The organism is Janthinobacterium sp. CG_23.3, from assembly GCF_046115965.1.
In the GTDB taxonomy this organism is placed as follows: domain Bacteria; phylum Pseudomonadota; class Gammaproteobacteria; order Burkholderiales; family Burkholderiaceae_D; genus Janthinobacterium.
In genome coordinates this window covers 1-22,584 of sequence record NZ_JBJXIB010000044.1, presented here as the reverse complement: position 1 = coordinate 22,584, position 22,584 = coordinate 1, and the positions used below count along the sequence as shown (strand labels likewise).

Here is a 22,584-nt window from a genome sequence, read left to right as displayed (position 1 = left end):
GGTTAAGGGCGTATTCTACCGGACCCGGCCCCGCCACACCGCGTGCAAGTTTGGGGAATACCCGATATTCATGGTATAAAGCAAGCCATATATATGATTTCAGGCACTTAAGAATGAATCGTGGTTTCTACACTATCATGGCGGCGCAGTTTTTTTCCTCGCTGGCTGATAACGCGCTGCTCTTCGTCGCCATTGACTTGCTGATTTCGACGCAGTCGCCCGCGTGGATCACGCCGCTGCTCAAACTCTCCTTCGTGCTGTTCTACGTCTTGCTGGCCGCCTTCGTCGGCGCCTTCGCCGACGCGCTGCCCAAGGGCCGCGTGATGTTCATCGCCAACCTGGTGAAAATTTTCGGCTGCGCCCTGATCTTCGCCCAGATCCACCCGCTGCTGGCCTACGCCGTGGTCGGCTTCGGCGCGGCGATCTATTCGCCGGCCAAGTACGGCATCCTGACCGAACTGCTGCCGCCGGAAAAGCTGGTCGCCGCCAACGGCTGGATCGAGGGCCTGACCGTCACCTCGATCATCCTTGGCACCGTCATGGGCGGCGCGCTGGTCAGCAGCCGCGTCGCGCCGACCCTGCTAGGCTTCGACTTCCCCGGCCTGGACACCGGCATCGACACGCCGACCGAGGCGGCTTTGTGCATCGTCGGCGGCACCTATGTGCTGGCGGCCATCTTCAATTTGAAAATCCCCGACACCGGCTGCGTGTACCCGCACCAGGAACGCAATCCGATCAAGCTGATCACCGACTTCGCCAATTGCTACTCGATCCTGTGGAAAGACAAGCTGGGCCAGATCACGCTGGCGGTGACGACGCTGTTCTGGGGCGCCGGCGCCACCTTGCAGTTGATCGTGCTGGAATGGGCCAAGAAATCGCTGCACATGCCCTTCGACAAGGCCACCAGCCTGGTCGGCGTGGTCGCCATCGGCGTCGCGCTGGGCGCCGCGCTGTCGGCGCGCTTCATTCCCTTGCGCAAGTCGTTGACCGTGATACCGCTGGGTATCGCGATGGGCGTCATCGTCATGCTGATGACCCAGGTGCATTCGGTGTACCTGGCCTACCCGCTGCTGATCCTGATCGGCGCGCTGTCGGGCTTTTTCGTGGTGCCGATGAACGCGCTGCTGCAGCACCGCGGCCATGTGCTGATGAGCGCCGGCCATTCCATCGCGGTGCAAAATTTCAACGAGAACCTGTCGATCTTGACGATGCTGGCCGTGTATTCGGTGATGATCCGCCTGCATCTGGACCTCGACATTATCATCGTCGCGTTTGGCCTGTTCGTCGCCGGCACCATGTACATGATCATGCGCAAGCACGCCGCCAGCCAGCGCGAGCACGACTCGCTGGCCTTGATCGGCGAGCATAAGCATTAAGTTGGCGGCCTCGTTTACAGCAAGGGTCCGACCCCGGCTGGTCGCCTTTGGTGTATCTCGTTTAAGCGGCGCGCTGGCTGTTACCGCGGCAGCTTGCCGGTGTCGCGCCGTTCGGCGGCTTGGCGGGCCCAGTCGTCGGCCACGATGAAGCCACGCCGCCACTCCACCTCCCAGCCGTTTTCCTCTCGCACCGCCGCCACCATGACGGCGCCCGGCGTGGCGGCGAATTGCGCCGCCAGCAGTTGCCGCAGCGCGTCCCGGCCCAGCACGGCGACGCCGGCCGCCACTTTCAACGGCGCCAGCCATTGCAGCCGCGGCATCACGACAAAGCGCTCGCCGGCCAGCCCGTCGATACCCGACAGCGTGCTCCAAAAACCATGGTTGTGCGCCGGCGAGATGCCGGCCATCGGCCGCACCGTCCCGCCCGCATAGAACAACCAACCCTTGACCAGCGCCTGGGCGCTGTCGGGCGCCCCCGGCAGCAGGCTTTGGGCCGCCGGATGCTGCGCCAGCGAAAGCTGCTTGTCGATGATCTTGCGCATTTTGAGGCCCAGGCTGTCGGCCAGGTTGGGGCCGATCAGGCGGTGGAAGCGGCCGCCATCCGGTTCGCCGTCGAGCAGGTAGAACTTGGTGGCGAACTCCCAGTGCGCCAACGCGCCGTCCAGGCGCAGCAGGAAGTCGAACTCGCCCACCGTGTCGTTTTTATTGGCGCGCACTTGCAGGCCGTGGGCCACCAGCACGCCGCGCTGCGCGAAGTAAAAGGCCAGCAGTTTTTCGGCGTACAGGCCGAGGCGGGAGTAGTAGCGGGCGCCGAGCGCGGCGTCGAGCGTCGCCGGGTCGCGCTCCAGCGCCGCCAGCCAGGCGGCGTCGGCGGCGCTGGTGGCGCCCAGGGTGGCGATGCGCCCGCCCCAGTGGGCGCTGGCCGGGTCGAGCAGGTCGGGCGCGTCCAGCAGCCAGGCCAGCGCGCGCACGTGCGGCCGCGTCAGATGGCCCCAGCGGCGCTCGAAGCGCGCCTGGAAGGCGTCGCCCGCCGCCTCAGTCGGCGGCGGCATGCGTGCGCTTGGCCAGGCACAGGTCGCCCCATGCCTTGGCTTTGGTGTCGCTCTGGCGCAGCATGTCCTCGGGGTGGTAGGTGGCGACGACCGGGATACCGCCGAGCCGGCGCACGGTACCGCGCGCGGCGGCCGGGCTGCGTATCAGGCCGCCGGCCGCGGCCTGGCCGATGGTCAGGATGATGCGCCCGCCGGTCAACGCCAGTTCGCGCTCGAGGAAGGGCCGGCAGGCGGCGTTTTCCTCGGCCGTCGGCGCGCGCTCGGCGCCGTCGGCGGCGCCCGGACGGCATTTGACCAGGTTGGTGACGTAGACGTTGTTGTCGGCCTGCAAGCCGATCGCCAGCAGCATGTTGTCGAGCAGTTTGCCGGCGGCGCCGCTGAGCGCTTGCGCGTCGCGCTCGTCGGCGCGGTTCGGGCCGCTGCCGACGACCAGCCAGTCGGCGTTGCGGTCGCCGCGGCCGAACACCACGCCCTTGCGGCTGCTGCCTAGCTGGCAGCGCGTGCATTTGGCGATGGCCGTCTTCAATTCGTTCCAGTCCATCGCGGCGATAGCCTGGTCCGACACCGGAACCGGCGGCGGCGGTGCCGGCGCGTCGTCGAACCACGCGGTCGAGCCGTCCGGCGGCGCGGCGGCGACGGGCCGGGCCGGCGCCGGCGTTGCCGCCGGAACCGCGGCTGCCGCCGCCACGGCGGCGACGGCCGGTGCCGCCACGTCCGCGGCGTCGGACTCGGACCCGGCTGGCGCCGCCAACTCGGCGTCGGGCAAGCCCGCCACCGGCTGGCGCAGGCGCCACAAGGCGCCCACGCCCATCTCTTCGAGGAAAACCGCGCTGCGGCCCGTGCTCTGGTTCATATGTCGAGCCGCATCACAATGGCGTCCTCGCGTTGCTGGTTGGCGCCAGGGTAGTAAGCCTTGCGCCGTCCGATTTGGGAAAAGCCGTAGCGCCGGTAAATCTCCAGTGCGCGGGTGTTGGATGGCCGCACTTCCAGCAGCACCGATTCCATGCCCAGGCCGCGCGCGCAGGCGACCGCCTGGTTCAGCAGGAAACGGCCGAGTCCCTGGCCCTGAATCTCGGCGCTGACGGCGACGTTGAGCAGGTGCGCCTCGTCGACGATGGCCATCAGCAGGAAGTAGCCCAGCAGGTAGCCGTGCTGGTCGCGCAGCACCCAGGCCTGGTAGCCGCTGGCGAGCGAGTCGACGAAGTTGCCACGGCTCCAGGGGTGCGGGTAGACGCATTCCTCCAACCCCAGCACCTCGTCGATGTCGCGCTCGCTCATCGGCTCGTAGTTGAGCCGGGCCAGGTCCCACTGCGGCGTCATAAGGCGGCCTCCGCGGCGGCCTTCGCGTTTTTGATGTCGAGCCGCTCGGCGCTGGTGAAGGCGATTTTATTGCGCAGGTACAGCGGCTGCGCCTCGGCGGGCGCGACGAAGGCGCCGGCGGCGAAGGCGACGCGCGCCAACTGGCCGATCTGCACCGCGTGCGGCATGATGTCGCGGTGCGCGGCGGCGGCGAAGGCGCGGCCCTGGAACGCCGGCGCGTACGCGGCCAAGCCGTTGCCACAGGCGCTGACGGCTTCGCCTTGCGGCTGCACCTCGGCCGGCGCCGACAGGGTCGGCGCGACCACCGCCCGCAAGCCGTCGGCGCCGGCGTAGGCGTACTCGGCCCAGTAGACCTCGCCCATGCGGGCGTCGAGCACGGTCAGGATGGCGTCGGCCTGGTGTTGCTGGTGGCAAGCCAGCGCCATGGCGTCGAGCGTGACCACCGGCACCACCGGCAAGCCGGCACCGAACGCCAGGCCCTGGGCGATGCCGCAGGCGGTGCGCACGCCGGTGAAGGAACCGGGGCCGGAGCCGTAGGCGATCGCGTCGCAGTCGCGCAGCGCGATGCCGGCTTCTTCGAGCAGGCTTTGCACCATGGGCAGGATCGATTGGGAATGGGTACGCACGCCGGAGGAATCGCGGCTGCTGACGACGTCGCCGCGCAGCAATGCGCAAGAGGCGAGTTCGGACGAGGTTTCAATGGCAAGAATGGTAGACATGCGGTATTTTAACCCGCCGCATCCCCTGCCGGGGCTTTCCGCCAACGGTGGCGGGACGCGATCCCGGCCGCCGCCACGACGGTCGCGACGGCGGCCCCGGCTGGCCTGACCGCGCCTACTCCTCGTGCGTGTTGCGCGACGACGAGGCGTGCTCGCTTTTCGGATCGTTGCGGCCGGGGCGGTCGTCGGCCAGCTTGCCGGCGCCGCTGCGCGTCGGCATGCCGGAGCCTTTGACGTTGGCGCCGACGACCTCGGTGCTGCGGGCGGTGTCGGCGCGCGTCTTGGCCGAGTCGGCGCGGGTGATGACGTCGTTGGCCGGGTGGCCGCTGTTGACGTTGCCGCTGCCGAGCTTGCCCCCGCCCTGGTTGGCGTAGGGATCGCCGCGCTCGCGTTCGGCGTCGGTTTTGTCCATCGCGCTGTTGCGGCCTTGCTGCGTGGTGGGTTGCGGTGCGGTCATTGGATGCCTCCAGATTGAGTGTGCGGTTGACACCGCATGCTAGTCAAGCGGGAGCCGATTCGGCATAGGACGGCAAGCCGTGGCGCTGTAGGAGTCCCCCCCCCCCCGGCGTTGCGGCGTCGGTGTTGCGCTTAGTGCAGCGGCGCGCCGGCGCGGTCGTGCGCGCGGCCGGCCGCCGGCGGGCGCGGCGCGGGCTCGGCCGCGCCGGCCAGTTGCCCGACCTGCGCCGCGATGTCGTCCTGCACCAGATGCTGCATCATGTGGCCGACGGCCGGGAACAGTAGCAGTTCGCTGTGCGGCAGCTGCGCGTGCAGGCGCGCCGACTGGCCTTGCGCGCTGACGACGCGGTCGTTGGCCCCGGCCATGATCGTCACCGGCATGCGCAGCTCGCCATAGCGTTTGCGCAAGGCCGCGGCGGCCGGGATCATCAACGCCGCCTCCTCGGCGCTGGCGCGCATCGACAGCGGGCGCAAGGACATCCAGGGCGGCAGGCGGAAGCTGCCGGCGATTTTGCGCGGGCTGAACGCGAAGCGCATCGAAACCGGCCACAGCAGCCGGCCCAGCAACGGCGACAGCGTAAAGCGCATCAGGTCGCCCAGCAGCGGAATCGCCGGGATGGCGGCGTACGGCACGTCGAGCCGCAAGCTGGGGTAGTAGTAGCCCGACAGCAGCACCAGGCCGCGTACGCTGGCGGGAAATTCCAGCGCCATCGCCAGCGCCACCATCGTACCCCAGGAGTGCCCTAGCACAATGGCCGGTTCCGCGCCCAGTTGCAACAGGGCGCCGCGCAGCAGCCGCGCCTGCGCCTGCGGGGTCCACAGCCGGCCGCGCGGGCGTTCGCTGTAGCCGTAGCCGGGCCGGTCGATCGCCACCACGCGGAAATTCCGCGCCAGTTGTCCGACCAGGCCGCACAAGCTGAAATCCTCGGCCATCGTCGCGTTGCCGTGTAACAGCAGCAAGGTCGGCCCCTGCCCCTGCTCGACGTAGTGCAGGCGGACGCCGTCGACGAGCAGGAATTTCCCGCCGGCCGGATGGCGCCGTTCAACCTGGCGAGTCTTTCCGCGCACCACCATATAGGCCAGCCCCATCACCGCCAGCGCGATCCAGCCGGCGCCCGACGGCGCCCCGCCACCCAGTATGAATTTGTCCATCTCGTCTCCTTTTCATCGCCACTTCCATCGGACAGCCAGACGGCGGCGCAAGTTCCGCCGGACGCAACGGCGACTTGATCCGGCGCCGACAATAGCGGCGCGGCCGCCGCCGCCGCGGCCGCACGTACCGCGGCAAGGTAAAATACGCGCATCCGGCGCCAGTGGCGCCATTTGGCATAGATACCATGCACAGTCTGACCCTGAATAATGAAAACCGCGACGACGTGCTGGCAACGCTGGCCGGCGAGCGCTGGATTGTCGCCTGCCTGTGCGCCGCCTGGTGCGGCACCTGCGCCGGCTACCGCAAGGTGTTCGAGGAGCTGGCGGCGCGCCACCCCGACAAGTTTTTCCTGTGGATAGACATCGAAGACCAGGCCGAGGTGGTCGGCGAGCTCGACATCGAAAACTTCCCGACCTTGCTGATCCAATGCGAGGAGCAGGTGGCGTTTTTCGGCACCGTCCTGCCCGACCCGGGCCTGGCGCACCGCCTGGTACAGGCGCAGGCTGCGCACAGCGCCGACGAGCTGGCCGCGTTGTCCGGCGCCAGCGCCGAGCGCCGGCAGTGGCAGCGCGAATGCAATCTACGCGCGCTGCTACGGGCCGCCCAAGCCTGAGGGCCGGATGTCGGCGCGGTTGTCGGCACCCGGCCTCGCCTGCCGACATCCAATTCGCCGGGGCCGATTTTGATCCATATCAAAATTTACCGACATAACAGGGGCAATTAGCCGATTTTGCCCGTTCATTAGAATATCCCTTCAATTTTCACCGATCCCCGCTTGCTAGAATGAAATACAACCTGAGCTTTAATTCATTCTGAATTGCAAGTATTCAGTAACGCATAAGCACGACATCGACATTGCGTTTTCAAGGAATTGGAAAAATATGAAGCATCCTATTCAAGCTTATCTGGTCGGCGGCGGCATCGGCTCGCTGTCTGCGGCGGCCTTCATGATCCGCGACGGCGGCGTCGCCGGCGCCAACATCACCATTTTCGAGGCGGCGCCCTCCGCCGGCGGCAGCCTGGACGGCAACGGCAACGCCGACGACGGCTACACGCTGCGCGGCGGCCGCATGCTCACCACCGACAACTACGAGTGCACCTGGGACCTGTTCAAGTCGATCCCGTCGCTGAGCCATCCCGGCCGCACCGTGTTCGACGAAACCATCGCCTTCAACGAGGAACACATCCCCCATTCGATGGCCCGGCTGGTCGACAGGAACCGCTTCAAGGTTGACGTCAGCAGCATGGGTTTCAGCATGCAGGACCGGCTTGAGCTACTCAAGCTGAGCGACGCCGACGAGGCCACGCTGGGCGCCAGTTGCATTACAGACTGGCTTTCGCCGGCCTTTTTCACCACCGAATTCTGGTACATGTGGGCCACCACGTTCGCCTTCCAGCCATGGCACAGCGCGGTTGAATTCAAGCGCTACCTGCATCGCTTCATGATGGAATTCTCGCGCATCGAAACCCTGGCCGGCGTCAAGCGCACCGTCTACAACCAATACGACTCGCTGGTGCGGCCACTGATCAGCTGGCTGCAGGCGCAGGGCGTCAAGGTCGTGATGGACTGCACCGTCACCGACTTCGACCTGAAAACCGAGGACGGCAAGGTCAGCGTCACCGGCATCCACTGCCGGCGCCACGGCGGCACCGACGTGGTCGGCGTGGCCGACGGCGACCTGGTGTTCTTCCAGAACGGTTCCATGACCGACGCCTCGACCTACGGCAGCATGCGCGACGCGCCGGCGCGCCACACCAAGCACGACAGCGGCGGCTGGACCCTGTGGGAGAAACTGGCGGCGGGCCGCCCCGAATTCGGCAACCCGGCCGCGTTCAACTCCAGCATCCCGGAATCGTACTGGGCCTCGTTTACCGTCACGCTGAAGGACACGTCCTTCTTCGACCAGATGGAGAAATTCACCGGCAACCGCGCCGGCACCGGCGGCCTGGTGACGTTCAAGGACTCGAACTGGTTCATGTCGGTGGTGTTGGCGCACCAGCCGCACTTCGCCGGCCAGCCGGACGGCGTGCAAGTGTTCTGGGGTTACGCGCTGCACCCCGACCGCGTCGGCGACTTCGTTGCCAAGCCCATGTCCGAGTGCAACGGCGAGGAGATCCTGCGCGAGCTGTGCGGCCATCTGAACTTCGACTTCGACACCACCATGACGAAGGCCAACTGCATCCCTTGCCGCATGCCCTACATTACCAGCATGTTCATGCCGCGCGCCAAAAGCGACCGCCCCTTGCCGGTGCCGGCCAATTCGACCAACCTGGCCTTCGTCAGCCAGTTCGTCGAAATCGCCGACGACGTCGTCTTCACGGTCGAGTACTCGGTGCGCGCCGCGCAAATGGCGGTGTACGAATTGCTGAAGATCGATCGCGAAGTACCGCCGATCCACCCGCACGACCACTCGCTGAAGGTGAAATTCGACGCCGTCATCAAGGCGTTCAAGTAAACCGCGGCGCGCCCGCTACGGCGACCGCGTCAAGCAGTCGCCGGGCGCCGGCGTTTCCCGCGCCTGCGCCCCGAGCCAGGCGCAAAACCGGTCCAGCCGGCGGTTCGGCTGCGCCCGGCGTTTCGCCACGTAACGGTAGCCGCTGGCTTGAAAGCCGAGCGGCGCCACCAGGCGGCCGGCGCGGATGTCGTCTATCACCAGAGGTGCCACGGCGCCACGCAGATCCCCAGGCCGCCGATGGCCGCCTCCAACGTGAAGTAATAGTGTTCGAATTCCGGGCCGGCCTGGACGGGCACCGCGCAGCCCAGCGATTCACCCCACATTTGCCAGGCGTTCAGGCGCGTGCGGGTGTGCAGCAGCGGCTGGCCGAGGATGTCGGCCGGCGCCAGCAAGGCGATCCGGGCCGCCAGCGACGGCGCCAGCACCGGGCCGAGGCGTTCGTCGAACAGCGCCAGCACGCCGTCACCGTCGCCGTTGGCGGCGTCGGCGGCGGTGATGACGAGGTCGTATCGCTCGCGGTCGACGTCGCCGGCCCGCTCGGCCGCGCTCAGGCGGATCTCGATGTCGGGGTGCAGCGCGTTGAAACGGTACAGGCGCGGTATCAACCATTTCACGGTGAAGGTGCTGAAACACGACACGTCCAGCGTGCCGGCCGCGTCGTCGCTGACGGCGCGCACCGCCGCCTCGATCCGGTCCAGCGCCGCCGTCAGTTCGGGCAGGAGGGTCTTGGCGGCGGCCGTCAGCAGCGGCTGGTTCTTCGAGCCTTCGAACAGGCTCACGCCCAGCACCTGCTCAAGCTGGCGCACCTGGCGGCTGATGGCGCCGGGCGTGACGGCAAGTTCCTCGGCGGCGGCCGTCATGCGCCCCAGCCGGGCCGCGGCCTCGAAGGCGCGCAGGGAGTTCAACGGTGGCAGGCGGCGTTTCATTGTGAGTTTTCGGCACTTATGTGGTGAGTAAATATCGCTTTTCGGCGGGCTTTCCGGTTTGCCACAATACATCTCCGGCGTGGCCGCGGCCATGTTACCGGATTTCATTTAATTGTGAGGAAAACGCCCATGCCGTTCATTCGTACCAACGTTCACCAAGACACCAGCCAGGAACAGCGCCAAGCCATCGTCGACGGCATCCACCGGGCCCTGGTCGAGAGCATCGGCATGCCGGAGGACGAGCTGTTCAATATGCTGTCCGAGTACCAGTCGCACCAGTTCTGGTGCAGCCGCACCTTCAACGGCATCGCCCGCTCGGAGCGCGTGGTGGTGGTCGAGATCACGCTGCGCCGCGGCCGCAGCGACGCCATGAAGCGCGAGTTGTACGCCGCCATCGCCCGCAACCTGAAGAGCGGCGCCAAGGTCTCGCCCAAGGACGTGCTGATTTTCATGCACGAGAACGATTACTCGGACTGGTCGGTCGGCGAAGGCCGTTTTGCGATGGGCCTGGTGCAGCAGGCGGGAACGGACTAACGCCGGGACCCGGCGCCGCTCCTGTTGGCGTGTAGCGCCGGCGTGCGGCGCGACCATTCCCGCCGCTATTTGCCCTTGTAGATGCCCGCTTCCAGGATCACGTCGCCGCTTTTGAGGAAGTACGTGGATTTCTTTTCCACTTCGCCGGAGGTCGGATTGTTGTAGCGGTAATCCACCCAGCCGCTGCCCTTGGCCTGGGCCTGGTCGATGATTTCTTTGCGGAACAGCTTGCCGTCGGCGTCGGGCAGCACCACCAGGTTTTTGCCCACCAGCTTGGGATTGACCGGGTGGGCCAGTTGCGTGCCGTCCAGCGCGCGCACTGTCAGGTACAAGCGTTCGCTGACGAACTCGGGGCTTTTCGCGTTCACCGCCTTGATCAGCGCGTCCTTGCCGCTTTTTTTCATATAGCCGGCGCCCTTCTCGACCATCGCGATGGCGGCGGCGGCGTCGTCGGTGGCAAAGGCGGGGGAAAAGGCCAGCACGCTAGCGGCCAGCAGCCCTGCGATCAATTTATTCATTGCATCGTCTCCTTGGATGGTACAAGCGGCGTTGAGAGGTCAACAGCACACGGCAAAACCGGCGGGATCAGGTGGGCAGCGGGCGTTTCTTCGCGGCCGCGTGGCCGAGCGCCGCGCGCGCAGGCGCCGGCGGCGGCCGCGGCGTGCGCGCCGGCCGGGCGGCCGCCGGCGCGGGTTCGCCCAGCCGGAAGATGCTCATCGCCTGCACCAGCAACTGCGCCTGCTCGTTGAGGCTCTCGGACGCCGCCGCCGCCTGCTCGACCAGGGCCGAATTCTGCTGCGTCATATGGTCCATCTGGATCACCGCCTCGTTGACCTGCTCAATGCCCAGCGACTGCTCCTGCGACGCGCTGAGGATATCGGCCATGATGGTGGTCACGCCGCTGATGCTGGCGACGATCTCGCCCATCGATTTGCCGGCCTGGTCGGCAAGCTTGTTGCCGAGGTCGACCTTTTCGACGCTGTCGTTGATCAATTGCTTGATTTCCTTGGCGGCGACGGCCGAGCGCTGCGCCAGGTTGCGCACCTCGGAGGCGACCACGGCAAAGCCGCGGCCCTGCTCGCCGGCCCGCGCCGCCTCGACAGCGGCGTTCAGGGCCAGGATATTGGTCTGGAAGGCGATGGCGTCGATGACGCCGATGATGTCGACGATTTTGCGCGAGCTGCCGTTGATGTCGGCCATCGTCTGCACCACCTGCGCCACCACTTCGCCGCCCTTGACGGCCACGCCCGAAGCGGTCATGACCTGCAAGTTGACCTGCTTGGCGCTGTCGGCGTTCTGCTTGACGGTCGAGGTCAGCTGCTCCATCGACGAGGCGGTTTCCTCCAGGCTGGAGGCCTGCGACTCGGTGCGCGCCGACAAGTCGGCGTTGCCGGAGGCGATGTCCTGGGAGGCGCCGCCGATGTTGTCGATATTCTTGCGCACGTCGCCGACCAGCTTCTGCAAACTCTCGTTCATGTCCTTCAAGGCCCGCAGCAACTGGCCGGTCTCGTTGCTGCCGACCACATCGAAGCGCGACGTCAGGTCGCCTTTCGCCACCAGTTGCGCGACCGCGATCGCCTTCGACAGCGGCGCGCTAACCGACACCGAGACCAGATACTGGATCAGCCCGGCCAGGCCGATCAGCCCCAGCATGGCCGCCGCCATCATCCAACGGCTGCTGCGCAGATCGGCGATCTTCGCCTCCAGCAAGCCTTTCAACTCCTTGCTCGCCATCTCGTTGGCGCTGAACTGCGCGTTGATGGCGTCGGTCGTCGCCTTCACATAGTCCGAACCGGAAAAATCGAGCGTGTCCGGCGTGACGATTTTTTCTCTCGCCAACTGCATCGCGCCGTGGGCCTGGTTGACCAGGTCCTGCATGGCGGGGGCGAGCCGGTGGCCCAGCGCCGGATTGGCCGCCGCCGCCTTATTGAACGACACGAGGGTCTGGCTCAGGCGGTCCTGTACGCGGGCGATAATGCCCGAAAGAACGAACTTGTCGGCCGGCGTCGCGGACTTCTTTGCCAGCAGGCCGGCGCCCTTCGCGCGCATCTTGCCGAGTTCCTCGGTCAGATACGGCAACTGGTAATACATCGACTGGATCAATTGGTAGCTGTCCAGGTCGGGGTCCAGGCTCAAGGCATAGTAATCGGCGATCAGGTCGTTTACCATCAATAACTTCGGCACCAGCGCGGTGTGCGCGGCGTAGCTGGCCGGCACCGTGATGCTGCGCTTGCTGACGTTGTCGCGCAGGGTTTCCCAATCCCTGGCGGCGGGCTCCCAGGCGGCGTTGATGGCCTTGTCGTTCAAGTTCTTGACGATGTGCGCCACCTCGCCGTAGGACAGGTCGGCCGCCTGCTGTTTGGCGTCGCGCTGTTCCTTGGCGCTGTCGACGCCGCCGAGCACCAGCGCCGACAGGCCGCGGTGCTGTTGCGTCTGCTGTATCACTTTCAGGACGGCGGCAACCGGCGCCAGGCCGTCCCTCTCCATCAAGGCGGCGTCCAGCGTTTTGGCCGCCTCGCGCGTGTACATATAGGTGGGGATGGCGGTCAGCACCAAGGCGATCAAGCTGACGATGACGAACTTTTGCCATAGCAGCAGGCGATCGAGCACGGAAGAGTGAGACATTCTGGATACTCCTTCTGAAAGCCTGCCGCGGGCGGCGGCACACGACGTTTCTTGCTCGCGGGCATTGAGCTACGTCATGCTTTCACTATATTACTATGCTGAAAAACTTGAAAGCGCTAATTCACCGCGTTGAGATTTATGCGACAGATCAGGCCCGGCGGCCGGCCGGAGTGCGGAAGGGAAATGCGGGCGGCGGGTAGCGCCGCCGTCCGGTTACGCCGCTACCCGCGTGCTACCAGCCTATATCCTGCAGCAAGGGCAGCGTCAGGTCGCGCGGCGGCTCGACCTGGTGCGTCAGGTCGTCGTTGATAAACGGCTCCATCAACTGGTTCGGCTTGGCCGCCGTGGTGTAGTGCGACACCGACGACCCCGGCTGGAACAGCGGCGGGGTGTACATCAGGATGCGGTTGCGTAGATCGGTGCCGGCCAACCTGGACGGGTCGACGTCGAGGCTGGCGAGCACGCCCGACGCGCTGCGCGAGCGGCGATGCAGCGCGGCGCGGATGGCGTTGCCGTCGGCCTGGCTCACCATCACGGCGGGAATCGTCACGCCGTCGTCGTCACCACCCAGCCCGGCCGCATCGCCCGGCACGTTGTTGACCACGATCATGGCGACGGCGCCGGCCTCCTGCAGGTTCTTCGCCTTGTCGACGAAGGCGCAACCGCCGCGGTCGACCAGCGCCACGCTCTGCCTGAGCGCCGCCCCGTTTGCCGGACTAAGCGGCGCGCAGGCCAGGCCGCGGCCGTCGCGCTGGTCGAGCACCGGCATCACCTGGCCGGTGACGGGGGTGGCGCCCAGCGGCGCACCGAACGAGGCGTCGCCGACCTCGTACTGCCCGGCCGCCGCGCCGGCCGCCACGCCGCCAATGGTCAGGCGCGATTTCGGCCCGAGCACCGAGGGCGCCGCCGATGTGACACGCGGGCCGCTCCACGACAGGCCGCGCCCGCTGACGGAGGACGCGGCGCGCTGCGGCGCCGTCATGTTCACCCACACCTGGTTGAGCCGGTTGTCCAGCAGGTAGTGGTCCCACACCGACGGCAGGCCAGCGAGGAACTGCCCGCTCCGCTCGTCGGTGAAGGTCTGGAAGCCGAGGCCGTGCCCCATTTCGTGCAGCAACACGGTGACGAAATCGATCGCGTCGGCGTGCTGGTTGTCCAGTCCCAGGTAGAACGGCAGGCCCGGCAGGCAATCCGGCGCCAGCCCCAGGCGCGAATTGAAATACGCCACGATGTGCGGATCGGCCGCGGCCGACAGGTCGACGCCGGCCAGCTTGTTCGCCAGCGCCGCCGGATACCAGGTGTTGCTCTTCGGCGCGGCCGGGAAGTCGGCGTAGACGTCCCACGCGCCGGCGCTGCCGATCACGCCGCTCGAGGCGTTGCACGGCAGCGGCTGGAACGAGCCCATGACGCGGATCGGCACGGCGCTGTCGAGCTTGGCGCCCCAGATGTCGAGGGCGTGGCGGAAGGCGATCAGGCGCTGCGCGCCCAGGGTGGTGCCGGCGTTGCCGCCGACCGGATCGGCCGGGGTCGGGTCGTTGAAGCCCTCCCCCGCCAGGTTGGCGTTGACGATGGTAATGACGACGTCGGCCCGGGCGCCGCCCAGTGCCAGGCAACACAGCGACAGCGCCGCGATGGCGTGTTGCAATACGGCGCGTTTAGTCGGCTTCATGGCGGTGCTCCTCGGCGTGGGTGGTGGCGTGGTCCAGCGCGGCGCCGGCCTCGGGCGCGGCCGCGCATTGCTGGTGGCTGGCGTCGGCGGCGTCGCGGCCGCTGGTGGTATAGACGGTGGCGCGGTCGCCCAGGTGGACGCGGCGGGTGCCGTCGGCGCGTAACTCGATCTGCGCCGGCGCGTCCGTCCGGCTGCGCGTCGCCGCACCCGACGGCGCGCTCTCCTGCAAGACCTTGAACTCGGCGGCGGTGGGCGCGCGCAAGCGGCCGCTGGCGGCGTCGCGCACCACCACCATGCTCTGCGGCTCGCCGGCGCCGGCCGCCGGCGCTATACCCAAGGCGGCCAGCGCCAGGGCGGCCGCGGCGGCGCGGCGGCGGCCCTGGCGGCGCCACAGCAACAGCGCCAGACCGGCGCCGAACAAGGCGTAGGCGCCCGGTTCCGGCACGCTGGTGATGACCACGCTGTCGATGCCGATGTAGTCGGCGGCGGCGGCCGGGCCGGTGTAGCGGAAGGCGAACCGGCCGCCGCCGACGACGTTGACGCCGACGACGAAGCGCTGCCAGCTGTCCGGATAGCCGCCCGCCCCCACGCTGACGAGGATTTGCGCGAAGGTGGCCGGGTCCGCCGTGTCGCCCTGGCCGAAGCGCACCTCGAGCATGTCGTGAAAGCCGGGCGTTGCCGCGCCGCGCGTGTAGAACAAGAGTTGCGTCGGCCCCGCCAGCGCCAGCAGCGGCGTGATCAGCCAGTTGTCGACGCCGCCGCTGTCGCCTTGCGCGCTCTCGAAATTGGCGCCGATATAGGAATCGGCAGGGCCGGACTGGGCGGCGAATACGCCCGGATTGCCCTGGAACCAGGACATGCCGGGAGGTTCGCTGCGGTTCACCAGCAGCCAGCCGTCGAGCGCGTCGACGTCGTCGAAACCTTGCGCCAGCACGACCGCCGCCGAGGCGGCGTGGGCGCAAATCGCGCAGACCAGCGCAACAAGTGGATAGAGAATACGGGACGTTTTCATGGGTCCGCCTTGAAATGGTTGTGGGGAAACAGCGGGCATAGCGCACACTGCCATTCCAGAATATGGCGTCGGCGGGTTTCAATATTGATATATGATTAATAATTGTATTTAAGATAATTTAGGATTCAGCAAAGAATTCATTTTTTGGCCGCGGCGGCGGCGCTTTGCTTGCTGCCACCCCGGGCGCCGCGCGGTGGTAGTATGGCTTCACTATGCAGCCCCTGACTTTAGACCTTGCCCCGGGACCGGGCATGCGCGCACTGGCCGCCACATCCGGCGTGCTGGCCGCGCCAGCGCCCGAAGGAGGCGCCCCATGAGTGCCGCCATGACGCCGCAGATGGCGGCAGCTTGCGCCGGCGAACTGGTCGACTTGTTCGCCCGCTATCCAAAGGTGCTGGTGCTCACCGGCGCCGGTCTCAGCACGGCTTCCGGCATTCCCGATTACCGCGACCGCAGCGGCGCGCGGCGCGGCAACGCGCCGGTGCAGGGGCCGGAATTCCGCCGCGACGAGGCGGTGCGGCGGCGCTATTGGGCGCGTAGCATGGCGGGCTGGCCGACGCTGGCGGCGGCCGCGCCGAACGCCGGCCATCGCGCCATCGCCGCGCTGCAGGCGGACGGCCGCCTGGCAGGCCTGGTGACGCAAAACGTCGACGGTTTGCACCAGCGCGCCGGCAGCGCCGACCTCGTCGAACTGCACGGCAGTATCCACGCCGTGCTCTGCCTCGATTGCGGCGCGCGCTTCACGCGCCGCCTGGTGCAGGCGCAGCTGGAGAACGACAATCCGTCCATGGCCGGCGCGGTGGCGCTGCCGGCGCCCGACGGCGACGCCCATCTGGAGCCGGCCTGCCTGGCCGATTTCCGGGCGCCGCGGTGCGCCCGTTGCGGCGGCACGCTGAAGCCGGACGTGGTGTTTTTCGGCGACGGCGTGGCGCCGGCGTGCAGCGCCGCCGCCGAGCAGGCGCTGGCGCGCGCCGACGCGCTGCTGGTGGTCGGTTCGTCGGTGATGGTGTTTTCGAGCTTTCGCCTGTGCAGGATGGCGGCCGCCGCCGGGAGGCCCGTCGCCGCCATCAATCTGGGCATGACGCGCGCCGACCATTTGCTGTCTTTCAAGACCGAGGCGCCGGCCGAGCAGGTGCTGCCCGCGCTGGTCCAGCGCCTCGCCCCGGCCTAGGCCGGCCTATCTGGCCGGCGGCAAGGCGCCGCGCTCAGCGTCGCGTCGAGCCGGGCGCGGGTCTTAAGCGCAATTCAGCGCCGGCCACCGCAGCGCCACTCTGGCTATACTGTCGGATTCGATAGGAGAAAGCATGCTCGAATTGCTCAGTGAACACGCCTGTTTTGGCGGCGTGCAGCGTTTTTACCGCCACGATTCCAGCGCGGTCGGCTTGCCGATGCGCTTTTCGGTCTACCTGCCGGGCGCGCCCGCCGGCGCCAGCTTGCCGGCGCTGTTCTACCTGGCCGGTCTGACCTGTACGGAAGAAACCTTTATGGCCAAGGGCGGCGCGCAACGGGCCGCCGCCAGCGAGGGCATGATCTTGATCACGCCCGACACCAGCCCGCGCGGCGCGGCCGTGCCCGGCGAGGCCGACAGCTGGGACTTCGGCGTCGGCGCCGGCTTCTACGTCGACGCCACCGAGGCGCCGTGGGACCGGCACTACAAGATGTACAGCTACATCCTCGAATTGCGCGAACTGGTGCTGCGCGAACTGCCGGTCGATCCCGGCAAGGTCGGCATTTTCGGCCACTCGATGGGCGGTCACGGCGCGCTAACGCTGGCGCTGCGCAATCCGACGCTGTTCCGCTCGGTGTCGGCGTTCGCCCCGATTGCCGCGCCGACCTTGTGCCCGTGGGGCAAGAAGGCCTTTAACGGCTACCTCGGCGCCGACCAGGCCAACTGGGCGCAATACGACGCCAGCGCGCTGATGGCGGGCTTGCGCGCGCCCTTCCCCGGCGGCATCTTGATCGACCAGGGGCTGGGCGACAAATTCCTGGCCGAGCAGTTGTACCCGGACGTCTTCGAAGCGGCCTGCCGCGCCGCCGGCCAGCCGCTGCAACTGCGCCGCCACGCCGGCTACGACCACGGCTACTACTTCATCTCGACCTTTGTCGACGAGCACCTGCGCTTCCACGCCAAGTCCTTGAACGGCGCCAACTAAACGCCGAGCTGGCGTGCCGCCAACACCGAAATCAAGCCCGCGCGTGCGCCGCTGGTTTTGATTCACGTTCGCGGCACCGTCGCTTTGCGCCAGCACGCCCTCCACTCTTGCTGTTACCGCCACGGCACGGCCGCGCCTTGCCCTGGAGATACGCCCAATGTTAAAATGAGAATGATTATCATTTGATTCGCATTGAGCGCATCGACAGCAACCGAAAGAGCCACCCATGAAACAGCTTCCCCGCCACACCTTGACCGCCACCGCCTGCGCCATGCTGGCCGCGATGAACGCGTCCGCCCAGGGCGCCGCGCCGACGCCCGACGCGGCGATGGAAACGGTCCAGATCAACGGCAACTGGCTGGGTTCCGGCCTGCAAAACAAGGTCAAGAATTTCGCCGGCGCGCGTACCCTGGTCGAGCGCGAAGCGATCTCCGACTCCGGCGCCAGCAATATCGGCGACGTCATGCGGCGCGTGCCGGGCGTGCAGGTAACTGATAACTCGTCCAGTGGCGGCAGCTCGATTTCCCTGAATATCGGCGTGCGCGGCCTGGAGGGGCGCTATTCGCCGCGCTCGACCGTGCTGCTCGACGGCTTGCCGATGGCCGTGGCGCCGTACGGCCAGCCGCACCTGTCGTTCGCGCCGGTCAGCCTGAACAACGTCGAGTCGGTCGACGTCGTGCGCGGCGGCGCGGCGGTGCGCTACGGCCCGCAAAACGTCGGCGGCGTCATCAATTTCAAGACCCGCGCCATCCCCGACCAGGCCCTGGCGGCCGACGCCAGCGTACGCTACAACAGCTACGCCGAAGGCGGCGGCAGCCGCCAGTACAGCGCCTTCGTCGGCGGACGCAACGAGGCCGGCCTCGGCCTGGCCCTGCTGTATTCGGCCACCCGGGGCAGCGCCTGGCGCCCGCACAGCGACGAGCAGGTCGACGACCTGGCGCTGAAATGGCGCTACCAACTGAGCCCCAGCGCCGAGGTCTACGGCAAGTTGAGCCACTACGAGGCGGCATCGGCCATCCCCGGCGGCCTGACGACGGCGCAATACGCCGCCGATCCGTTCCAGTCGGTGCGCAGCCACGACGCCTGGAGCGGGCGCCGCAACGGCGTCGACGTCGGCTACGTCAACGCCCTGTCGGCCACGCAGGAGTTCGAGGTGCGCGCCTTCTACCACCAGAGCTTGCGCGCCAGCGTGCTGGCCGACAAGGCCGACGCCGACGCCAAGAGCGTCGCCACCCAGCCGCGCAACTACGACGTTAACGGCATCGAGCCGCGCTATACGCACAGCCTGCAACTGGGCGGCATGCGCCACGACGTCACGCTGGGCTACCGCTACCTGCGCGAGCGCGCCGACGAAAGCAGCAGCACGCGCGTGCTGAAAACCAATATCGAGACCGTGACGCGGCGCTCCGACAACAGCACCGACGCGCACGCCGCCTATGTCGACGACCAGATTCACCTGGGCAAATGGCGCGTCACGCCGGGCCTGCGCGTCGAGGACATCAAGATGGGCCGGGTCGATCTGCTGACCGGCGCCAGCGAGGAAGTCGGCGCCAGCAAGGCCCTGCCGGTGCTGAACGTGGCCTATCTGCTCAGCAAGCAGGTGACGCTGTTCGGCAATTACAACACCTCGTTCGGCAGCATCCAGCATGCGCACCTGAACCTGAGCCCGTCGGGCAAATCGCTGCGCCCGGAGCTGGCCAAGACCGTCGAACTGGGCGCGCGCCTGAACCGCAAGGACTGGAAGGCCGAGGCAACCGTGTTCGACATGCGCTTTGACAACCAGTTCCAGTACCAGGCCACCGAGAAGTATTACCTGAACCTGGGCAAGACCCACCACCGCGGCCTGGAGACCAGCGTCGACTACACCTTCGGCCGGGCCGGCGCGCTGGCCGGCTTGAACGCCTACGCCACCTACGCCTACACCAAGGCCACCATCGAGGCCGGCGCCAACGCCGGCAACGACCTGCCCTACTATTCGCGCAACACCGACACGCTGGGCCTGCGCTACGCGCTGGGCGGCTGGACCGTCAAGCTGTCGACGACGCACCAGTCGCGGCAGTTCGGCGACGAGCTGAACACCGTTGCCGCCAGCGCCGACGGCTCGACCGGTGTCATTCCCGGCTACCGGCTGTGGCAGACCCAGATCAGCCGCAAGTTCGCCGGCACGCCGGCGCTGGAATGGCAACTGGGCGTGAACAATGTGAACGACAAGCGTTATTTCACCCGCACCACCGATACCAACAAGGGCCAGATGGTGGGCGCGCCGCGCATGGTGTACGTGCAGTTGCTGAGCAAGTTTTAAGGGGGGGACGGTTGCCGAGCGCGGGCGGGCCGCTCGGCGCAATCAAACCACCGCCGCCCCCCGCCCCGGGGTCGGACCCGGCTCTTTGTCGCTGGTTTTGCACGCGTCGCCGGCGCGCCTAGGCCTTGCCGGCGAATTGCCGCGTGAACCAGCTTGTGGCCAGCGCGGCGACCTCGCGCAGCGCGCCCGGCTCCTCGAACAGGTGGGTGGCGCCGTTGATCACTTCGAGTTGTTTGTCGCAGTGCAGCGCGCCGAAGGCCATGCGGTTCAGGCTGATGACGTCGTTGTCGAGGCCGCCGACGATGAGCAGCGTCGGCGCCTTCACCGCCTCCAGCGCCGGCCGCCCGGCCAGGTCGGGACGGCCGCCGCGCGACACCACGGCGGCGATGTCGGCGCCGCGCCAGGCCGCCAGTTGCAGCGCCGCCGCCGCGCCGGTGCTGGCGCCGAACAGGCCCAGCTGCAAACCGCGCGCGTCGTCGTGCCCGGCCAGCCAGTCGGCCGCCTTGCCCAGCCGTTGCGTCAGCAGCGTGACGTCGAAGCGGGTGTAGAAGTCCTTTTCCTCTTGCGGATTGAGCAGGTCGAGCAGCAGCGTCGCCATGCCCGCCTGCTGCAGCGCGCAGGCGACCTCGTTGTTGCGCGGACTCAGGCGGCCGCTGCCGGTGCCGTGCGCGAACAACACCACGCCCATCGCCTTGACCGGCAGTCCCAGCACGCCCGCCAAGCGCACCCCGTCCACCTCGATACTGACCAATTGCTCTTCCATCGCCGCCCCCGTCAGTTCCCAGGGCCGCGCTTGCGCCGCCCCGGCGCCGCGGAGTCGGCCGGCGCGTCGCGCCAGCAATCCCGCAGCATGGTTTCCACCTCCGCGTCGCTGATTTGCTCGAAGTTGCCATACCATGCACCGACGGCCCCGAATGGCTGCGGCACGCTCAGGCAGATGCATTCATCAACCAGCGCCCCCAATTGCTCCCGCGCCTCCCGCGCGCACACCGGCACCGCAACGACCAGCCGTGCCGGATGCGCCTAGCGTACCAATTGTACCGCAGCGCGCATGGTCGCGCCCGTCGCCACGCCGTCGTCGACGACGATGACGATACGCCCGGCCAAGGCCGGCGCCGGCCGGCCGCGCCGGTAGCGCAGCTCGCGCCGGACGATCTCGCGCAGCGCGTGCCGCGTGGCCGCCTCGATCAGCGCGTCCGGCACGGGGAAGGCGCGCAGCACGTCGTCCTGCAGCACGCGCAGGCCGCCGCTGGCGACCGCCCCCATCGCCAGTTCCTCGCGCAAGGGCAAGCCGAGCTTGCGCACCACCAGGATGTCGACTTCGACGCCCAGCGCGGCGGCCACCGCCGCGCCCACCGGCACGCCGCCGCGCGGCAGCGCCAGCACGATGGCGTCGGCCCGCCCCGCGTAGCGCGCCAGCCGCTTCGCCAGCAAGGCACCGGCCTGCTCGCGGTCCTTGAAGCGCTTCAATCTTGCCCTGGCCATGCCGCCGCCCCCCCCTCCTTGTCGCTTGCCGTCGCCATCACGGGTTTGACCGCCCGCCGGCGCGCGGGTTGCGCCGGCGGGCGCGCCGCCACTGCGCCAGCGCAAACGCCGCGCCGCACTGGCGCGGCGGGCACGCCGCGCCGTATAATTTGTTTCCCTAAAGTTAAGAGGCAGCCGCTTCGACCCGCCACCCATGCATACCGTCACAATCATCCTGATCCTGGTGCTGACCGTCGTGCTGTGCGGCTTCACGGCGCGCCTGCGCTGGGTCAGCGTGCCGCTGCCGCTGATCCAGATCGCCGCCGGCACCGGCCTGGCCGCGCTGTTCGGCATGCAGTTGCCGCTCGACCCGCAGATCTTTTTCCTGCTGTTCATTCCACCGCTGCTGTTCCTGGACGGCTGGCGTATTCCCAAGGGCGCCTTCTTCAGCGACGCCGGGCCGATCCTGTTGCTGGCCATCGGCCTGGTGCTGTTTACCGTGCTCGGCATGGGCGTGCTGATCGACTGGCTGATACCGGCGGTGCCGTTGGCGGTCGGCTTCGCGCTCGGCGCGATCCTGTCGCCGACCGACCCGGTGGCGGTCTCGGCCATCGCCCGCGGCAACCCGGTGCCGCCGCGCCTGATGCACATCCTCGAGGGCGAATCGCTGCTCAACGACGCCTCCGGCCTGGTCTGCTTCAGCTTCGCCGTCGGCGCTGCGCTGACCGGCACCTTCTCGGTGCAGACGGCGGCGCTCAGCTTCGTCCAGGCCGCCGGCGGCGGCGTCCTGGTCGGCCTGGCGATCGCCTGGGGCGTCGGCTTTGTCAACCGCTGGCTGGTCAGCAAGGTCGGCGAGGAGCCGGGCCTGCAAATCCTCATCAGCCTGCTGATCCCCTTCGCCGCTTACCTGGGCGCCGAGGCCATCCACGGCTCCGGCATCCTGGCCGCCGCCGCGGCCGGCGTGTCGATGCACTACGCCGACTTGATCGGCCGGCCGCTGGCGGCCACGCGCATGCAGCGCGGCGCCGTCTGGGACACCGTGCAACTGGTGCTCAACGGCGTGATCTTCGTCATGCTCGGCGCGCAATTGCCGGCCACCATCGCCAGCCTGCCGGCGGCGGCCGCCGACGTCGGCGTCGGCAGCGCCTGGAAGCTGCCGCTGTACGTCGTCGTGCTGACCGTCGCGCTGACCTTCCTGCGCTTCTTCTGGGTCGGCGTGTCGATGAAGCTCACGCTGTTCCGCACCCACGGCGGCGCCGCCGGCGCGGGCCGCCCGCCCCACCCGCGCCTCCCGGCGGTGGTGTCGCTGGGCGGCGTGCGCGAAGGGATGACGCTGGTAGGACCTCCTACGCTGCCGCTGCTGAGGC

General features: G+C 67.9%; 20 protein-coding genes and 1 pseudogene. 8 read left to right on the top strand and 13 right to left on the bottom strand.

What is annotated here, in order from left to right:
• The first annotated feature begins 113 nt into the window (after positions 1 to 113).
• A complete protein-coding gene (lplT, locus tag ACFDR9_RS12465; RefSeq protein WP_409031195.1) occupies positions 114 to 1,376 on the top strand; it encodes a lysophospholipid transporter LplT in 1,263 nt (420 codons plus the stop codon).
• 80 nt (positions 1,377 to 1,456) lie between these two features.
• Here the strand turns inward: lplT and ACFDR9_RS12460 are convergent, their stop codons facing one another.
• From ACFDR9_RS12460 to ACFDR9_RS12435, 6 genes are all read right to left on the bottom strand, one after another.
• Complete coding sequence (locus tag ACFDR9_RS12460; protein WP_409031194.1) at positions 1,457 to 2,428, bottom strand: DUF1853 family protein; 972 nt, start codon at positions 2,426 to 2,428, stop codon at positions 1,457 to 1,459.
• Positions 2,412 to 3,281 (bottom strand): uracil-DNA glycosylase family protein, encoded by an 870-nt coding sequence (locus ACFDR9_RS12455; protein WP_409031193.1) that lies wholly within the window; start codon positions 3,279 to 3,281, stop codon positions 2,412 to 2,414. The genes ACFDR9_RS12460 and ACFDR9_RS12455 overlap by 17 nt, the downstream gene beginning before the upstream one ends.
• Entirely contained in the window at positions 3,278 to 3,748 is a 471-nt protein-coding gene (gene rimI / locus ACFDR9_RS12450; protein ID WP_409031192.1) for a ribosomal protein S18-alanine N-acetyltransferase, read from the bottom strand. Before rimI ends, ACFDR9_RS12455 begins: the two co-directional genes overlap by 4 nt.
• Positions 3,745 to 4,467, bottom strand: a complete 723-nt coding sequence (tsaB, locus tag ACFDR9_RS12445) for a tRNA (adenosine(37)-N6)-threonylcarbamoyltransferase complex dimerization subunit type 1 TsaB (RefSeq protein ID WP_026132786.1) — start codon at positions 4,465 to 4,467, stop codon at positions 3,745 to 3,747. The genes rimI and tsaB overlap by 4 nt, the downstream gene beginning before the upstream one ends.
• Before the next feature lie 115 nt (positions 4,468 to 4,582).
• A complete protein-coding gene (locus ACFDR9_RS12440; protein WP_017876291.1) occupies positions 4,583 to 4,924 on the bottom strand; it encodes a hypothetical protein in 342 nt (113 codons plus the stop codon).
• A 131-nt stretch (positions 4,925 to 5,055) separates the two neighbouring features.
• On the bottom strand, positions 5,056 to 6,075 hold the full coding sequence (locus ACFDR9_RS12435) for an alpha/beta fold hydrolase (RefSeq protein ID WP_409031191.1): 1,020 nt from the start codon (positions 6,073 to 6,075) through the stop codon (positions 5,056 to 5,058).
• Positions 6,076 to 6,260: 185 nt separating this feature from the next.
• Here ACFDR9_RS12435 and ACFDR9_RS12430 point away from each other — a divergent pair, with 185 nt between their 5' ends.
• Positions 6,261 to 6,689: a thioredoxin family protein gene (locus ACFDR9_RS12430; RefSeq protein WP_017876293.1), complete on the top strand. Its 429-nt coding sequence runs from the start codon at positions 6,261 to 6,263 to the stop codon at positions 6,687 to 6,689.
• A 268-nt stretch (positions 6,690 to 6,957) separates the two neighbouring features.
• A complete protein-coding gene (locus ACFDR9_RS12425) occupies positions 6,958 to 8,532 on the top strand; it encodes an oleate hydratase (protein WP_017876294.1) in 1,575 nt (524 codons plus the stop codon).
• Positions 8,533 to 8,547: 15 nt separating this feature from the next.
• Here the strand turns inward: ACFDR9_RS12425 and ACFDR9_RS12420 are convergent.
• Positions 8,548 to 9,458: pseudogene (locus ACFDR9_RS12420) on the bottom strand (LysR substrate-binding domain-containing protein).
• A gap of 129 nt (positions 9,459 to 9,587) precedes the next feature.
• On the opposite strand from ACFDR9_RS12420, the gene ACFDR9_RS12415 reads away from it, so the two are divergent.
• Positions 9,588 to 9,992 (top strand): tautomerase family protein, encoded by a 405-nt coding sequence (locus ACFDR9_RS12415; protein WP_409031190.1) that lies wholly within the window; start codon positions 9,588 to 9,590, stop codon positions 9,990 to 9,992.
• A 65-nt stretch (positions 9,993 to 10,057) separates the two neighbouring features.
• Here the strand turns inward: ACFDR9_RS12415 and ACFDR9_RS12410 are convergent, their stop codons facing one another.
• The 4 genes from ACFDR9_RS12410 to ACFDR9_RS12395 all read right to left on the bottom strand — a co-directional run bounded on the left by ACFDR9_RS12410 (position 10,058) and on the right by ACFDR9_RS12395 (position 15,298).
• Entirely contained in the window at positions 10,058 to 10,510 is a 453-nt protein-coding gene (locus ACFDR9_RS12410) for a cache domain-containing protein (RefSeq protein ID WP_409031189.1), read from the bottom strand.
• Positions 10,511 to 10,577: 67 nt separating this feature from the next.
• Positions 10,578 to 12,617, bottom strand: coding sequence for a methyl-accepting chemotaxis protein (locus ACFDR9_RS12405; RefSeq protein WP_409031188.1), 2,040 nt, complete (start codon positions 12,615 to 12,617; stop codon positions 10,578 to 10,580).
• Positions 12,618 to 12,849: 232 nt separating this feature from the next.
• Positions 12,850 to 14,286, bottom strand: coding sequence for a PA domain-containing protein (locus ACFDR9_RS12400; RefSeq protein ID WP_409031187.1), 1,437 nt, complete (start codon positions 14,284 to 14,286; stop codon positions 12,850 to 12,852).
• Positions 14,273 to 15,298 carry a choice-of-anchor J domain-containing protein gene (locus ACFDR9_RS12395; protein ID WP_409031186.1) on the bottom strand — a complete coding sequence of 342 codons (1,026 nt, stop codon included), beginning with the start codon at positions 15,296 to 15,298 and terminating at the stop codon, positions 14,273 to 14,275. Before ACFDR9_RS12395 ends, ACFDR9_RS12400 begins: the two co-directional genes overlap by 14 nt.
• Before the next feature lie 313 nt (positions 15,299 to 15,611).
• Between ACFDR9_RS12395 and ACFDR9_RS12390 the strand changes: the two genes are divergently transcribed.
• The 3 genes from ACFDR9_RS12390 to ACFDR9_RS12380 all read left to right on the top strand — a co-directional run bounded on the left by ACFDR9_RS12390 (position 15,612) and on the right by ACFDR9_RS12380 (position 19,753).
• Positions 15,612 to 16,469, top strand: a complete 858-nt coding sequence (locus ACFDR9_RS12390; RefSeq protein ID WP_026132788.1) for an NAD-dependent protein deacetylase — start codon at positions 15,612 to 15,614, stop codon at positions 16,467 to 16,469.
• Positions 16,470 to 16,602: 133 nt separating this feature from the next.
• Complete coding sequence (gene fghA, locus ACFDR9_RS12385; protein ID WP_409031185.1) at positions 16,603 to 17,451, top strand: S-formylglutathione hydrolase; 849 nt, start codon at positions 16,603 to 16,605, stop codon at positions 17,449 to 17,451.
• 226 nt (positions 17,452 to 17,677) lie between these two features.
• The gene (locus tag ACFDR9_RS12380; protein WP_409031184.1) at positions 17,678 to 19,753 is read left to right on the top strand and encodes a TonB-dependent receptor family protein; all 2,076 of its coding nucleotides are present in this window, start codon (positions 17,678 to 17,680) and stop codon (positions 19,751 to 19,753) included.
• Between the two features lie 118 nt (positions 19,754 to 19,871).
• On the opposite strand, the gene ACFDR9_RS12375 is transcribed toward ACFDR9_RS12380, so the two are convergent.
• Positions 19,872 to 20,516 (bottom strand): dienelactone hydrolase family protein, encoded by a 645-nt coding sequence (locus ACFDR9_RS12375; RefSeq protein ID WP_409031183.1) that lies wholly within the window; start codon positions 20,514 to 20,516, stop codon positions 19,872 to 19,874.
• Positions 20,517 to 20,776: 260 nt separating this feature from the next.
• The gene (locus ACFDR9_RS12370) at positions 20,777 to 21,238 is read right to left on the bottom strand and encodes a phosphoribosyltransferase family protein (RefSeq protein WP_409031182.1); all 462 of its coding nucleotides are present in this window, start codon (positions 21,236 to 21,238) and stop codon (positions 20,777 to 20,779) included.
• A gap of 193 nt (positions 21,239 to 21,431) precedes the next feature.
• Between ACFDR9_RS12370 and ACFDR9_RS12365 the strand changes: the two genes are divergently transcribed.
• On the top strand, positions 21,432 to 22,584 hold a 1,153-nt coding region (locus tag ACFDR9_RS12365), incomplete at its 3' end, for a cation:proton antiporter (RefSeq protein ID WP_409031181.1).

Bases quoted from the DNA above. Each gene is read 5' to 3' on its own strand.
- lplT (WP_409031195.1), top strand. From the start codon at position 114: ATGAATCGTGGTTTCTACACTATCATGGCGGCGCAGTTTTTTTCCTCG.
- ACFDR9_RS12460 (WP_409031194.1), bottom strand. From the start codon at position 2,428: ATGCCGCCGCCGACTGAGGCGGCGGGCGACGCCTTCCAGGCGCGCTTC.
- ACFDR9_RS12455 (WP_409031193.1), bottom strand. From the start codon at position 3,281: ATGAACCAGAGCACGGGCCGCAGCGCGGTTTTCCTCGAAGAGATGGGC.
- rimI (WP_409031192.1), bottom strand. From the start codon at position 3,748: ATGACGCCGCAGTGGGACCTGGCCCGGCTCAACTACGAGCCGATGAGC.
- tsaB (WP_026132786.1), bottom strand. From the start codon at position 4,467: ATGTCTACCATTCTTGCCATTGAAACCTCGTCCGAACTCGCCTCTTGC.
- ACFDR9_RS12440 (WP_017876291.1), bottom strand. From the start codon at position 4,924: ATGACCGCACCGCAACCCACCACGCAGCAAGGCCGCAACAGCGCGATG.
- ACFDR9_RS12435 (WP_409031191.1), bottom strand. From the start codon at position 6,075: ATGGACAAATTCATACTGGGTGGCGGGGCGCCGTCGGGCGCCGGCTGG.
- ACFDR9_RS12430 (WP_017876293.1), top strand. From the start codon at position 6,261: ATGCACAGTCTGACCCTGAATAATGAAAACCGCGACGACGTGCTGGCA.
- ACFDR9_RS12425 (WP_017876294.1), top strand. From the start codon at position 6,958: ATGAAGCATCCTATTCAAGCTTATCTGGTCGGCGGCGGCATCGGCTCG.
- ACFDR9_RS12415 (WP_409031190.1), top strand. From the start codon at position 9,588: ATGCCGTTCATTCGTACCAACGTTCACCAAGACACCAGCCAGGAACAG.
- ACFDR9_RS12410 (WP_409031189.1), bottom strand. From the start codon at position 10,510: ATGAATAAATTGATCGCAGGGCTGCTGGCCGCTAGCGTGCTGGCCTTT.
- ACFDR9_RS12405 (WP_409031188.1), bottom strand. From the start codon at position 12,617: ATGTCTCACTCTTCCGTGCTCGATCGCCTGCTGCTATGGCAAAAGTTC.
- ACFDR9_RS12400 (WP_409031187.1), bottom strand. From the start codon at position 14,286: ATGAAGCCGACTAAACGCGCCGTATTGCAACACGCCATCGCGGCGCTG.
- ACFDR9_RS12395 (WP_409031186.1), bottom strand. From the start codon at position 15,298: ATGAAAACGTCCCGTATTCTCTATCCACTTGTTGCGCTGGTCTGCGCG.
- ACFDR9_RS12390 (WP_026132788.1), top strand. From the start codon at position 15,612: ATGAGTGCCGCCATGACGCCGCAGATGGCGGCAGCTTGCGCCGGCGAA.
- fghA (WP_409031185.1), top strand. From the start codon at position 16,603: ATGCTCGAATTGCTCAGTGAACACGCCTGTTTTGGCGGCGTGCAGCGT.
- ACFDR9_RS12380 (WP_409031184.1), top strand. From the start codon at position 17,678: ATGAAACAGCTTCCCCGCCACACCTTGACCGCCACCGCCTGCGCCATG.
- ACFDR9_RS12375 (WP_409031183.1), bottom strand. From the start codon at position 20,516: ATGGAAGAGCAATTGGTCAGTATCGAGGTGGACGGGGTGCGCTTGGCG.
- ACFDR9_RS12370 (WP_409031182.1), bottom strand. From the start codon at position 21,238: ATGGCCAGGGCAAGATTGAAGCGCTTCAAGGACCGCGAGCAGGCCGGT.